Origin of the sequence: Pseudomonas sp. SH10-3B, assembly GCF_019891415.1 — a bacterium.
Taxonomy (GTDB): domain Bacteria; phylum Pseudomonadota; class Gammaproteobacteria; order Pseudomonadales; family Pseudomonadaceae; genus Aquipseudomonas.
In genome coordinates this window covers 35210-48819 of record NZ_JAFLXD010000030.1, presented here as the reverse complement: position 1 = coordinate 48819, position 13610 = coordinate 35210, and the positions used below count along the sequence as shown (strand labels likewise).

Sequence of the window (13610 nt, the reverse complement as noted above, 5' to 3'; positions counted from 1 at the left end):
ATCAGCGCGATTTGCGCGCCAATTCCTCTTCCTGCCAACGTTCAAGGCTTTGTTTGCTGAGCCAGCCCTCCTTTTGAGGCGGACCAAACAGTCGCGCGCCGTTCGCACGTATCAGTGAAGGCAGCAAACCCAGCCGCCCAAGAATGTTCTTGGCCGTGAAGACCCAGAGCTTGCTGTATTTGGGCCGCTGCATGCCATTGGAACGATCCAGCACGGGCGTACCCTGTGGATCACACACATACGGATCCGTCATGATGGCCTTGAGCGCGGCGATTTCAACGTACTGGTACTGTTCAAAGAGAAATGTCCGGTCCTGCGACTTGTCTCTCAGCTGTTCGAACTGGCCCTGCAAGGCCTTCACCACATGGGCATTGCCCTGGGCATGGAACGGGTCCACGCTGAACACGCTTGGCGAGCTGTTCCCCTGCATCGTTTGGGCGGCCGCCCTGAGACTGTCACGTGTGATATCGCCGTCGCGGCTCAAAATCGCATCACTCAATCGCGGACGCTTGAGAATTTCGCCGACCACCTGAATCGTTCGGTCCAACTCCTCGCTTTTGCCCAAACCCTCAACGGCAGCACGCTGCAATGACAACCACGTCAAACGCCCTTCGCTCAGGAAGGGGTGCAGCCTGCCAAAGTCTTTTTCCAGGGCCTGCGCCAACTGGCTGTCGCTGGACGATACGCCGGGTTGGCAAACGCTCACACGCGTAACAGGCCGATTCTGCAGCACTCGCTGGCGCAGTACCGACGATGTTCGGCGCGGCGGCAAGGACACCCGCGACACCTCGTCGGCGCGTGCAGAACGAGCCTCATCCGAGGTTTCAGAGAGAATGAGCGGCGCTGGCGCGGTAGGCTGTAAAACCGGCCCGTCCAGTGCCAAGGGCCGACCATGAAGTAGTACACCCTCGGTTGACATGGGTTTCCTCCAACTCTTTTCCGATCCATACCTGCCCGGTAATTGCCCCGTGGCGGGTGAAATCATCGAATGGATTCCACAGGCAGGCACCTCCTGTGTGGTTGGGCAGGCACGACAGTTCCGGATAATCGACGAATACCCATGACCGTATGTAAAAAAGCGACCAGCAGGTCTGGTGAGCCGCGCCCTTACCGACGCCACCAAGTCATCAGGCTGTTGATCAGACTGGAGTGCTTAAGGGGTCTGGCGTCGTCACTTGCCACCTGTCCGGTCGCAAGCATGCCGCGGAAAAAGTCTTCCTCGACCGGCGCCTGGAATTTGCGCTGGCCGGCGAAGGTCCTCATGCGCCTGGCTTCAACAGCATGCACATCCGACGGGGCCAGGAGCTCTTGCGCCACGATGTCGCCCCTGGATACAGTCGGATCGCCATCATGGGTTTTACAAAAGAGCTCATGGCCGCTGGGCCGGCATGGGTGAAACGCGGTTGATGTCATGTGCAGGCCCTCCACGCGGAATCTGAAAAACGATCGATTTGATCAAGTCCGGTTCATATGAACTATGTGGTCAATCGGCGTAAACAGTTCCTGACACAGCTAAGCCAAGCGCCATCATTTGATGACGGCGCATGGACTTCGATTAACGGGAAAGCTGGTAAAGCGCTTGCCAACTGATTCGGCGATCATTATCACGGCCGGCGAGATTGTCCATTTTCTTCAACACGTCAGTGCGTTTGAGAATTTCCTGCGCCAGATGGGTCAGGTGATCCTGGGCAGCGTTGCCCGTCAGGGGCTGGGACGCCCTCCTCTGCAGATCACGAAAACTCAGCTCCGGCGCCCGCGGATCATATTTCAGCTGGTTGAAATGCGTAAGCATTTCAGCGGCCAACTGCTTGTCGCTGTCGTACTTGAAATAGTTATCCCCCTTGATCACGTCTCTCACATTTTTCACGTTGATCAGGCCATCCAGGGAACCCGTAGAAGGATTACGGTCAAGAGCGCTCATCAGGTCCGGGCGGCGCAACAACTCTTTGGCCAAGCGAATGTTCGCGTTCGTAGCGGGGTCGCGGGACCAGCCTTTGTCCGCCATCGCGCGGATGCTGTCAACGCTGACAAACCCAGGGTTGCGAGGGTCTCTGAAGGCGTCGAAGTTGCGGTGCAACTCCTTCGCCAGCTCTTCGTTGTTTTTCCGCGAGTAATACGGATCAGGCCCGCACGGTGGGGTCGGATACGGTTTACACACGGTGGGATGGGGGCGTGGTGGTGGATTGCCGCAGCCAGGATTTGGCCTCGGCGGCGGATTACCGCAGCCAGGATTTGGCCTCGGCGGCGGATTACCGCAGCCAGGATTTGGCCTCGGCGGTGGGTTGCCGCAGGGTGGGCGATGCCCGGGGAACCAAGGGCCCATCCAGTGTTTGACCGCTGCCATCAAGCCCTGTGTAGCGGGCGCACTGGGATGACGCAGCACGTGATCAGCGCCACGCTGACCGGCTGCCGACGATGAATAACCGCCGAACACCGGCCCGCCCTGGCTTTCCTGAGACAGGTAGCTGACGTTTGCAGGCGATTGGCCGTTGAGGGCAGTCATCGACTGAGCGGATTTGACCTCAGGCGTGGAAGTGGCCAGCGAAAGGCCAGAGGTGGATGAGGCAGAGACCTGTGTATCGAAACTTGATACCGACATCGTTTTCTCCATACGGTGGGCGCGATCTTCAGCTTGCCGCTCCAACGCAACGTCGAAGCCCATCAGCTTTCCCATGTGTGGCACATTGTCGGAAACGGTTCCTGAGCCAGCAGCAATCTGTGATGTGAGGATGTAAGAATCAGGAAACCGGCAGGTTCCGCAGGCCTTGCAGCGCAGATGGCCTGGTCACTGCAGCGCCTGTTTAAGGCGGCTCAATTTCTCTCGGCTGCCGCACACGCTCATCTGGCACCATTTGCGCAGTTTGTTCTTGGAGATGTCCAAAAATATCCAATCACAGTCCGTGGCGGTGCAGCACTTCAACTCGCGAAGATCACCGGACACCAGCAACTGCGTAGCCTTGATCGCCAGGCGTCCGATCAGCATTGCGGTCAATTCCTCGGCGTTGGAGCAGGTTCTCCACGCCCAGGCCGGTATCCCGTCAACCGTGCGCAGCACCCGCCAGGCGGCGCCTTGCTGGAAATTCAGGTTGATCTGCTGCAAGGCCGCATCGGCCGCAACCTGGCGCAAGGACAGCGGGTAAAACACGGCATACAGGCATTCGCGGAACGCAATGATGGCGTCCAGATCCGGTTGGTAGGAAATAGGCGATTCAAACACCATGGCCTTGTAGTCATCGAACTCCTGGGCAGAGATCAACGACGCATGCAGCGCCCATTCAAAGAAGAACTGAAAACTGGTGAGCCGTTCTTCCATCACCCTGAGTGGAGAACCAGGGCGACGGCCATTGGTGGTATTGATGAAGTCCAACACCTGGGCCCCGCCAATCAGGCGAATCGACTTTGCAGTGCCGGTAAAATGCGTCATGCCTGCTCCTGAAAAAACATGGTGGGGCTGCGATGGCGCAGATTACCTTGTTTTCTTGACGTGCAGAAACCGCCGCCGCAGTGCCAAGACCAGCGGCTAGGCACGCTCGTCGTCGCGAGCCACCCAATCGAGAATAGTCGCGACAGACTGTTCGACAGACAGCACCTGGGTGTCCACGTGCACTTCCGGAAAGATCGGCACGTCGTAGTTCGAATCAATACCGGTGAAGTGTTTGATCAGCCCCAGGCGGGCTTTTTTGTACAAGCCTTTAGGGTCGCGCTTTTCGGCGGTTTCCAGCGGCGCATCCACATGCACTTCGACAAAATATTCATTGCCGATAATCGAACGCGCGTAATGCCGACTGGCCGAGGACGGTGAGATCAACGCCACAATCACCATCAGGCCCGCGTCCAGCATCAACCGCGCCACTTCCGCGACACGCCGGATATTCTCATCGCGGTCGCGGTCGGTAAAACCCAGGTCCCGGCATAGCCCACCGCGCACTGAGTCACCGTCAATAATGCAGGTCTGGCGCCCTTGTGCCTGCAGGGCCATGTCGAGGGCATCGGCGATGGTCGACTTGCCGGACGCGGAGATGCCGGTCATCCAGATCACCCTGGGCTTGTGCTGCATGGGTAAGTGTTCGGCGCGTGGATGACTGAACGCAAACGCGTGCAGGTTCTGGTCTGGACGGTCTGGACAATAACTCATGGCTGCTCAGCCTCCGTCACCGAAACAGGCGGTTTGCCCAACATGAACACCATCACGCATTGCCCGAACAGCAGCAGCGCAACCACCCAATAGATGCTCGAAAACGACCCGGTCAGGTCCTTGGAAAAGCCGCCGAGGAAGTTGCCGCACACACCGCCCAAGCCGATCAGCACATTGGCGATGCCAAACGCCTGGGTCAGGCGACTGACCGGCACGATTTGCCCTATGTAACTGGGAACCAGGCCAAAGACCGGATAAAACGCCAGCGCAAACAAAAACGCCGCCACATAGAACAATGGAATGCTGTTGAAACTGAACACCACGGTGGCAGCCAGGCCCGCGCTTAAAAAGCACATGGCCAACGACGCCCGTACCCCGACCTTGTCGGCAATCCATCCCACCAGAAATCCCGAGGCCATGCCCACCGCGCCGATGGTGGTCCAGATAAATCCGGTGTCCTGTACTGATACGCCCAGCTCATCGCGAAGGTAAGGCGCCAGGTAAGTCTGGAACGGCAACAACGCCATGCCATTCAGAAACGCGATGGCCCAGATCAGGTACAGCGGCCGGCTCAGCCACGCGGTGGGGCGCTCAAAAGACGCCGACCGCTGCGGCGATGAACCGCCCTCCTTGGCCGCCCCCCGCTGGCGTAACAAGCACCAGGCCACCCCGCACAGGGCCACCGAGATCAGGCCAGCCGTCAGCCAGATCGAGCGCCAGCCGCCATGCACGGTCAGGAACGACACCAGCAAGCCGTTGATAAACACGCCATAGCTGGTGCCACTGGAAATCAGTCCCATGACCCTGGAGCGATGACCGGGGCTGAAGCCCTTGGTGACGATTTCTGCCAGCGGGATATACACCGAGGCCGAACAGCCCCCGAGCAGAATCAACAGCCCCCCGGACAACCAGATGCTGTCGCTGACACTCAGGCCCAGCAATGCCAGGGAGGTGATCAGCGTCGACACCAGGCTGATTTTCCAGCCCTCGACAAACCGGCTGATGACACTGGTGACCGATGAAAACAACAGGAAGCCGATCTGCGCGCCGCCGGTGATCAAGCCCACCGTGGTGTAGTCGAAACCGATGTCGCGGCGCATGTCCACCACCAGGTTGGCGAACAGGTAAACGCCAAACCCGTAGGTGCTGGCCACGAATCCGGTCAATACCACCGCCAGCACGACGCTGTCCAACGGGCGGGCGCTACTGTGTACCAGTGTGCTCATCAGGTACTCCTTAAACGGCGCGCGCCGTGTGGATGACAAAATCACAATCCATCATGTCGTAGTCACGCTGGAAATCACCGTAACTCTCATGGGCGCAAAACCCGGACTTGAGCACCTCCCCCTTCAACTCGCCCGGCAACAGCGGATAGACCTGCAACCGGTACTGCTCGGCGTTATCAAACGAGTAGATGAACTCACACACGTGTTCATCAACCTGCCCCAAGCCGACGGATGCGTGCGTACCGCAGTAATAGTAGTGACCGCTGGATTTGAACTTGCCTGCGCGAATGGCAAAGAAGTTACGTTGATCCACAACCAGCAAGCCGCCCGGATTGAGCAATGCCCTGAATTTCTCCAGCACCTGCAACCGCTCATGGGCTGCAAACACATGGCACAGCGAACTGCCCAGGCACACCACCGCATCGAAGCGCCCCAGTTCGTCTGGGTCGAGGGACTGCCAATCCCTGTAGTGCGATTCGATCGCCAACCCGCGTTGGCGAAAGTTCTCGCGGGCCTTGGTCAGCATCGTACTGCTGCCGTCCGTGGCGACGACATCGAACCCCGCCTGCTTAAGCTGTACCGCATGAAAACCACTGCCCGTGGAGACGTCGATGACCGACTTCACGCCGTGCTGCTTCAGCAGGTTTTCAAAGAAACCGTTCTCCCCCGCTTTTCTTTTGTCCCAATCGATCAAATCATCCCAGCGCTCGACGAATTTTTTCGAGTATTGCGTCGCGTAACTGGCGACTTCGTTGTGCTTGTGCCCCGACATCTGATTCATCACACACCTACCAGGTTGAATGTTTGAAAGACAGGTATTTGCTCGACAGCTCACGGGCAAACTCGGCGGACTGTTCGATGGACATGGTTTTCTTCGAGTACCCCAGCATCGCCTGCATCACGGCCATGCATTGCGGGTTGAAGGTGACCGAACCATCGCAATGGATTTCGTCGATGCCATCCTGGCTCTGGCAGATGGTGTTGATGCGCACCGCTTCGTCCTGGGGGCACTCATCACTGAACTGCACCTTGATCTGCCCCTGCTGCAGCCACACCGGATACCCGCCCGGCAACCCCAGCGGCCCGGGCGCGTGCACCAGCACCGGCGTCGGCGAAAACAGCCCTTCGATCACGGTGACCGCCGAGCACGCCGTGAGGAACTGCCCATCGATACCGCCCAGGCGGCGGAACTCGGATTTAACCGTGGAAAAAATCGCTTCAGCCGGCAGGTGGTTCACGGCCGGGCGGTCACGAACCTCATACAACAAGCGGTAACTGGCGCGCGGGGGCAAGCCGCCGCGTGGCACGTAGTGGCTGAAATAGTGCTGGGCATACAGGCGCACCTGCACATCGGCAGGCGCACACTCCAGCAGCCGCGCGACGGAAAAGCGCACAGCCGGGATCAGGTTGGCCACATTACCCACGCCAATATCCGGCGCCAGACCGACCCTGGCCAGGATCGGGTTGACCGCATCGGGAAAGGCCGCATTGACCGTCCGGGTCACGATGCCGGAGGCTTTTACCGCCTGCATCAAGTCATGCATCAGCGTCAGGTGCATGGGCAGCCAGGGCCCGAACTGCGCCTGGTCGAGTTGTTCGAAGGAGAGCTTGGGCAACCCGGTGATCACCCGCCACGACTGCAACGACGCACAATTGACCACCATGTCCGGGGCCTCTTCACGCAGCACCCGCGTCACCCGGTCGATATCGGTGAGGTCGGCAATCACCGGCTTGATCGCGATGTCGTGCCCCAACTGCGCACACGACAGTGCCACCAGGTTGCACAGCCGCAAGGTCGCGTCTTCATTGCGCCCCAGCACCACGAACTCAAAGGCATTTTTCGGCCCGAGGATCTTCAGGATCTGCAGGCACAGGTTGCCCGCGCCCACCAGCAACAGTTTCTTCTTAGGGGCTGACGGCATCATCGTGGGTAAGCTCCGTTGTCCACCGGAATGACCCGGCCGGTGATATGCCGCATGGCATCGCTGATCAGCAGCAAAATGACCTCGGCAACTCCGCTGGGCAGGATCGGGTCCTTGAGGATTTCCTGGCGCGCGTACTCGGCGCGACGGTACTCGGGGATGGTGTCGTAGATGGCGGTGTCATGGATCAGCGCCGGCGAGACCGCGTTAACCCGCACGAACGGTGCGAAATTCCAGGCGTTGGCTTTGGTCAGGCCGATCACCGCCGCCTTGGTGGCGCCGTACAAGGCATCGCAGCTGCCTACCTCGCCGGCCACGGAGGCGATATTGACGATGGTGCGCGGCGCTTCGTGCTGCATTTCGCGTTCGGCGAAGTCTTTGGAGAGATAGACCAATGCCTTGAGGTTGACATTAAGTATCTCGTCCACTTCAGCATCGGAATAGGCGTAGACACTTTTGCCGTGGTAAATACCGGCGTTATTGATTAATGCATCAATCGTTGCGTGGCGATCATACAGCGCAGGTATAAATCCCTTGATCACCGCCTGTTGGGAAAAGTCCGCGACATGTGTTTCCAATACATCCGACGGGTAAGTGCGCTGCAAGGCACGCAGGCCGTCGGCATCCTTATCGGCACCAATAACGAAATAACCGGCCTGGATAGCTTTTTCTACGGTCGCTCGACCAATTCCATTAGCTGCACCGGTGACAATCAACTTTTTCATACCACAATCCTTATTGGCAAAATGCATTCATGCGGGCGTAGAACGGTCGATGGTATTCATACAAGGCTTTTAATTTTGGCGACTGGTCAAATGCGTCCATGTCGATGGGCTGTTTATCCGCCGATACAATGCGCTCGCTGTTCTGCGCCGCCACATGCCAACTTCTCCAGGTTTTCCACTGTGGGGGACATTCGCGCTTCCAGGTCATGGCGTGGGGCAGGAATTCAATCTGCAAGTAATCACACAACTTGCGCACGACCCGCTCCGGTTCGGCGGCGAGATCGTCTGCATTAATCACATAAGGCACTTGCCCGGTGAGTTTGGTCACCACACAAAAGATCTCGTACAAGGCTTTATGCCCGATAGCCTGCACGGGCATATCGGGGTGTATCCGATGATGGGAAATAATGCTGCCGGCGGGTTCACGAATAATAAAAACATTGTGCTGTTGCGCCAGAAATTCCCGGTCGACTTTCAAGTCATCCAGGCAGTGGTAACACATGTCTTTATGAAACACATTGGCCCCTTCCCGGGCCTTGATCAGTTGCGCTTTTATGCCCTGATACGTGGTGGGCAAGCTGTGGTCCCACTCATCCGAGGGAATCGCCGAATCCGCAGAAAACGCCATATGCGCAAAGGGCTCGTGGAAAACCTCGAAATCCCCGCGCTCGATAAACACCCGTTCCAACACCGTGGAACGGGAGCGCGGGTGCGCCCATAACCCGACCATCTTGTTCATGCCAGCACCCCATATTCAGCGGCCAGGATGGCGTTGAGCGAGCGTGCGAAAGGCTTCGCCACCGGGCACAGGCGCACGCAGTAATCGGTCAGGCGCCGCTGTGCACTGTTGGCTTCGTTGCAGGCGTTGATAAACGCTTCATGATTGCCAAAGTCGTAGGGCTCGATGCTGTCGATGAAATAGGCTTCACAGAAGTACGGAATGCACAGCAGTTTGGCGAACGTCTCAGGCGGCGCGTGCACCGGTTCGCTGGCGGGAGCCACTGGTTTACCGTGGCTTTCACGCTCGATCAGAAACTCCACCACATCCGGCGTCAGCGTGTAGCACGTCGCCGTCAGCCCGGTCTTTTCCAGATGCCAGCAGTGCTTGTGGCCACGGTCGTCAACATCGACCTTGATACTCGACAGCAGGGTTTTGACCGGTACTTTCGAGGCTGCCACCAACGCCTGAATCTGCTGGTAAACCAGCAGCTCGGCCCAGCGCAGTTCCTCCGGGCCCAGCGTCAGGCCACGCTCTGCGGCCTGCAACGCGAACTCGGGTTGGCAGGCAAAACGCCCGATCATAAAGGTGATCACGTACTTGCAATGATCGGTGTCGATGCCGTTGCCGTGAGCCGTGGCCATGCCCCGCTCGATCGCCTGGATACCGGCCTGGAACTGCGAGACGGTGAAGCAGAACGTGATATTGACCGAGACGCCCTGGGCCACCAGTTGTTCGATGGTCGCGAACCCTTCCAGACTGCCCGGCACTTTCACCATCACATTCGCTGCCAGGCGCTGCAGCTCCAAGCCTCGGGCGGTCATGCGTTCGGTGCAGCGCACATCCGAGGGGTCGACCTGGGCGCATATCCAGCCGTCAACCTGAGCCGATTGAACCCACAGCGGCTTGAGCGTCTCAGCGCCCTGCGCAATCACTTCGTTATACAGCTGCTTGCGCAACTCCCCTGCCGACAGGCTGGCCAGATTAAACCGCGACGTCCAATACTCCCGCTTGTCGAGGATCGCCGCCGTCACCAGCCGAGGGTTGGTGGTCACACTGCTCAGACCCCAGGGCTGGGAGATATCCTGCGGCATCAACTGCTCGATATGGGCGGCCGCGGCCGGATACTTATCCAACAAATTTTTTTTGTAAGGCGCGTACACCACCGGCGACGAATCCCACCACACTTCAGAACATTGATCATTGCGTTTAAGCCGTTCTATATAACCCAGTGTGCCCACAACACTTGCTCCTTGAATGACTTGATCAATAAGGGTCGGTAACTCACGCATATCGGCAAACGGTAATGCACCGGCTTCGGCCAATAATCGATGTCGAGGCATCGGGCCAAACCCCAGGACTTTTATATTGGCCGCCACAGCGGCTTGCACCCCGGTGACACTGTCTTCAATAACCAGTGCCTCACACGGCGCAACGTTATAAGTTGCACACGCCGTTAAGAACACCAGAGGGTCCGGCTTCCAACGTCCAACTTCATAACAACTGAATATTCGCCCTTGGAAATAAGGCAACAGTCCCACCAGGCGCAGACATTCCTCGATCTTATTGCGCGGCGCACTGGAGGCTACGCAATAAGGCATCTGCAGTACGCTCAATACCTCAACGATGCCATCGGTCGCGGTTAACTCAAGGGTCAATGCTTCCATGGCCCGCACGCGGAAGTCGGGTTCAAACGTCGGCCCCAGACAAATATCTAATAACTGCTCAGCCTCACGCAAACAATCGGCAATCTTTCGCCCACGAAAGTGCTCAATAAAATACGCACTGTCCAGTGTCTTAGCGTGAGGTACATGCGCATTAAGCATGGAGATCAATACAGTCAGGGTAATCTCTTCGCTTTGGACAAGTACGCCATCGCAATCGAAGATAACTAACTTAGGCAAGGTCGTTGCCGCCTGTTCTGGTAGTTCCCCTATAACTGCCGATAAACACATAGGCATCTCTTATAGGTGACTCCGCATGACTTCCGAACTACCAGCGGAGCGGGTTGATATGTGCTTATAAGACACGGGGCAAAAAACCCTGTCAAACGCTTTTTAGCGGTTTTTTAGTATCTTATGGTTATTTTTTATTCTTCTTTTATTCCATTTTTCACCATGGTTGTAGTCGCTAATTTCACACCGATGAACTTCCTTCGGGCGCCGTCAGTCAGCTACTTGAACTCACGAATTTAAGGGCGGGTGGGCAATGCGTATCTCGTTGGAGCAACAAGTAGCACTGGTCACGGGCGCCAGTTCGGGTATCGGCGCCGGTGCCGCCAAGGCTCTGGCGCAAGCCGGCGCGGCCGTGGTGCTGAATTACAACAGCCAGGCCGCACCGGCCGAGGCTCTGGCACAGCAGATCAACGCCGAGGGTGGCCGGGCGATTGCGATCGGTGCTGATGTGTCGAAAGAGGCCGATGTAGAACGCCTGTTCGCCCAGACGCTCGATGCCTTCGGCCACTTGGATATCCTGGTGGCCAACTCCGGTATGCAGAAGGACGCCGCCATCGTCGACATGACCCTCGACGACTGGAACAGCGTGATCGGCGTCAACCTCACCGGCCAGTTCCTCTGTGCCCGTGCCGCAGTGCGCCTGTTCAAGCGCCAGGGCATCCGTGAAGGCGTATCCCGTGCCGCCGGCAAAATCATCCACATGAGCTCGGTGCACCAGTTGATCCCATGGGCCGGGCATGTGAACTACGCGGCGTCCAAGGGTGGCGTGGAAATGCTGATGCGCACCCTCGCCCAGGAAGTCAGCGAGCAGCGCATCCGCATCAACGGCATTGCGCCGGGGGCGATTCGTACGGCGATCAACCGTGCGGCCACCGAAGGCGCAGCGGAACAGGAGCTGCTCAAGTTGATCCCCTATGGCCGGGTCGGCGACGTGGAAGACGTGGCCAACGCGGTGGTGTGGCTGGCCAGTGACGCCTCCGACTACGTGGTCGGCAGCACTCTGTTCATTGATGGCGGCATGAGCCTTTACCCGGAGTTTCGTGACAATGGTTGATTTGAAAAACGAACCACAAAGCGCCATCGATGCCCACGGCATCATCGGCGATATGCGCAGCGCGGCGCTGGTGAACGATAAAGGCAGCATCGACTTCTTCTGCTGGCCGGAATTCGACAGTCCATCGATCTTCTGCTCGCTGCTGGATACCCCCGACGCCGGTATTTTCCAGCTCACCCCGGACCTGCCCAACGCCCGCCGCGAACAAATCTATCTGCCCGACACCAATGTGCTGCAAACCCGCTGGCTCAGCGATGAGGCCGTGGTGGAAATCACCGACCTGTTGACCATCAGCGAGGAAATCGATGACCTGCCCCTGCTGATTCGCCGCGTGCGCGTGGTCAGCGGCCAGGCAACCATTCACCTGCGCTGCGCCGTGCGCCATGACTATGCTCGCACGCCCACCCACGCCGCCGTCGATAACGGCACCGTGTGCTTCAGTGCCGACGGCCAGCCCGGCATGCGCTTATCCAGCAGCCATCCACTGCAACTGGAAAATAACGCCGCCGTGGCCAGCTTTACCTTGCGTCAGGAAGAAGGCGCCGAATTTGTCCTCGGCGGCCAGGACGATGAGCGTGTCAACCACAGCTGCACCGACCTGGCGCTGGCCCACACCCTGAAGTTCTGGCGCGGCTGGATTGCGCAGTCGAACTACCGCGGGCGCTGGCGCGAAATGGTCAACCGCTCGGCCTTGGCCCTCAAACTGCTGACCTCGCGCAAACACGGCGCGATCATCGCTGCCGCCACCTTCGGCCTGCCGGAAACCCCCGCAGGCGAACGCAACTGGGACTATCGCTACACCTGGATCCGCGACGCCTCGTTTACCGTCTACGCCTTTATGCGCCTGGGTTTTGTCGAAGAGGCCAACGCCTATATGCGCTGGCTCAAGGGGCGGGTCAGCGACTGCTGCGGCCAGCCGACCAAGATCCATATCCTCTACGGCATCGACGGCCGCCAGGAGCTGCCCGAAACCGAGCTGGACCACCTCAGCGGCCACGGCGGCGCCAAGCCGGTACGCGTCGGTAATGGTGCGGTCGACCAGATCCAGCTGGATATTTATGGCGAGTTGATGGACGCGGTGTACCTGGTCAACAAGTACGGCGAGGCCATCTCCCACGAGGGCTGGAAACACACGGTGGAAGTCACCGATCAGGTCTGCGAAATCTGGAACCGAAAAGACGTGGGCATCTGGGAAATGCGCGGCGAGCAGCATCACTTCCTGCATTCGCGGCTGATGTGCTGGGTGGCCCTGGACCGTGCGATCCGCCTGGCTTCCAAGCGCTCGTTGCCGGCGCCGTTTGCCCGTTGGGACCAGACGCGCCAGGCGATCTACGCCGATATCTGGAGCAACTTCTGGAACGAAGAACGCGGGCATTTTGTGCAGCATATCGGCAGCACCGCACTGGACGGTTCGATGCTGCTGATGCCGCTGGTACGCTTTGTCGCGGCCACCGATCCGCGCTGGCTGAGCACCCTGGAGGCGATCCAGCAAAGCCTGGTGCGTGACGGCATGGTCTACCGCTACCGCAACGACGACAACGCGATCGACGGCCTGCAAGGCACCGAAGGCGCCTTTGCCGCCTGCTCGTTCTGGTACGTCGAATGCCTGGCCCGCGCCGGGCAAGTCGAGAAAGCCCACCTGGAGTTCGAACAACTGTTGCGCTACGCCAACCCACTGGGTCTGTACGCCGAAGAGTTCGACAGCCAGGCCCGCCACCTGGGCAATACACCCCAGGCGTTGAGCCATCTGGCGTTGATCAGCGCGGCGACATTCCTGGACCGCAAGCTCAGTGGGGAGAAGACTACCTGGCAGCCCTGAGATCAAGTCGATTGCCCTGGACACGTCAGCGCCCTGTCGTCAAAAGCAGGGCATGC

At 58.7% G+C, this 13610-nt stretch carries 13 protein-coding genes and 1 pseudogene; 2 read left to right on the top strand and 12 right to left on the bottom strand.

The genetic code is table 11. The annotated features are described in order from the left end of the window. Position 1: 1 nt before the first annotated feature. The 12 genes and pseudogenes from J1G35_RS31005 to J1G35_RS31235 form a co-directional block, all read right to left on the bottom strand. Positions 2-919, bottom strand: a complete 918-nt coding sequence (locus J1G35_RS31005; protein WP_262417358.1) for a type III secretion protein — start codon at positions 917-919, stop codon at positions 2-4. Positions 920-1107: 188 nt separating this feature from the next. Then, positions 1108-1413, bottom strand: coding sequence for a type III secretion protein (locus J1G35_RS31000; RefSeq protein WP_262417357.1), 306 nt, complete (start codon positions 1411-1413; stop codon positions 1108-1110). A gap of 142 nt (positions 1414-1555) precedes the next feature. After that, positions 1556-2674, bottom strand: coding sequence for a type III secretion effector protein (locus J1G35_RS20765; RefSeq protein ID WP_262417356.1), 1119 nt, complete (start codon positions 2672-2674; stop codon positions 1556-1558). A 111-nt stretch (positions 2675-2785) separates the two neighbouring features. Continuing rightward, the gene (locus J1G35_RS20760) at positions 2786-3424 is read right to left on the bottom strand and encodes a CGNR zinc finger domain-containing protein (RefSeq protein ID WP_223015898.1); all 639 of its coding nucleotides are present in this window, start codon (positions 3422-3424) and stop codon (positions 2786-2788) included. Between the two features lie 96 nt (positions 3425-3520). Further along, entirely contained in the window at positions 3521-4135 is a 615-nt protein-coding gene (cysC, locus tag J1G35_RS20755; protein WP_053132226.1) for an adenylyl-sulfate kinase, read from the bottom strand. Then, positions 4132-5361: an MFS transporter gene (locus J1G35_RS20750; protein ID WP_053132229.1), complete on the bottom strand. Its 1230-nt coding sequence runs from the start codon at positions 5359-5361 to the stop codon at positions 4132-4134. Before J1G35_RS20750 ends, cysC begins: the two co-directional genes overlap by 4 nt. Positions 5362-5371: 10 nt before the next feature. Continuing rightward, positions 5372-6142 carry a class I SAM-dependent methyltransferase gene (locus J1G35_RS20745; RefSeq protein WP_053132231.1) on the bottom strand — a complete coding sequence of 257 codons (771 nt, stop codon included), beginning with the start codon at positions 6140-6142 and terminating at the stop codon, positions 5372-5374. A gap of 7 nt (positions 6143-6149) precedes the next feature. After that, positions 6150-7286: a hypothetical protein gene (locus J1G35_RS20740; protein WP_223015897.1), complete on the bottom strand. Its 1137-nt coding sequence runs from the start codon at positions 7284-7286 to the stop codon at positions 6150-6152. Then, positions 7283-8008, bottom strand: a complete 726-nt coding sequence (locus tag J1G35_RS20735) for an SDR family oxidoreductase (protein WP_223015896.1) — start codon at positions 8006-8008, stop codon at positions 7283-7285. Before J1G35_RS20735 ends, J1G35_RS20740 begins: the two co-directional genes overlap by 4 nt. Before the next feature lie 10 nt (positions 8009-8018). Beyond that, complete coding sequence (locus tag J1G35_RS20730; protein WP_053132241.1) at positions 8019-8747, bottom strand: hypothetical protein; 729 nt, start codon at positions 8745-8747, stop codon at positions 8019-8021. Beyond that, complete coding sequence (locus J1G35_RS31240; RefSeq protein ID WP_223015914.1) at positions 8744-9967, bottom strand: transaldolase family protein; 1224 nt, start codon at positions 9965-9967, stop codon at positions 8744-8746. Before J1G35_RS31240 ends, J1G35_RS20730 begins: the two co-directional genes overlap by 4 nt. A gap of 123 nt (positions 9968-10090) precedes the next feature. Beyond that, positions 10091-10681: pseudogene (locus J1G35_RS31235) on the bottom strand (HAD-IA family hydrolase); the annotation flags it as partial. A 253-nt stretch (positions 10682-10934) separates the two neighbouring features. Between J1G35_RS31235 and J1G35_RS20715 the strand changes: the two are divergent. Beyond that, on the top strand, positions 10935-11735 hold the full coding sequence (locus J1G35_RS20715) for a glucose 1-dehydrogenase (protein ID WP_223015895.1): 801 nt from the start codon (positions 10935-10937) through the stop codon (positions 11733-11735). Then, positions 11728-13554 carry a glycoside hydrolase family 15 protein gene (locus J1G35_RS20710; protein ID WP_223015894.1) on the top strand — a complete coding sequence of 609 codons (1827 nt, stop codon included), beginning with the start codon at positions 11728-11730 and terminating at the stop codon, positions 13552-13554. Before J1G35_RS20715 ends, J1G35_RS20710 begins: the two co-directional genes overlap by 8 nt. The last annotated feature ends 56 nt before the right edge of the window (positions 13555-13610 follow it).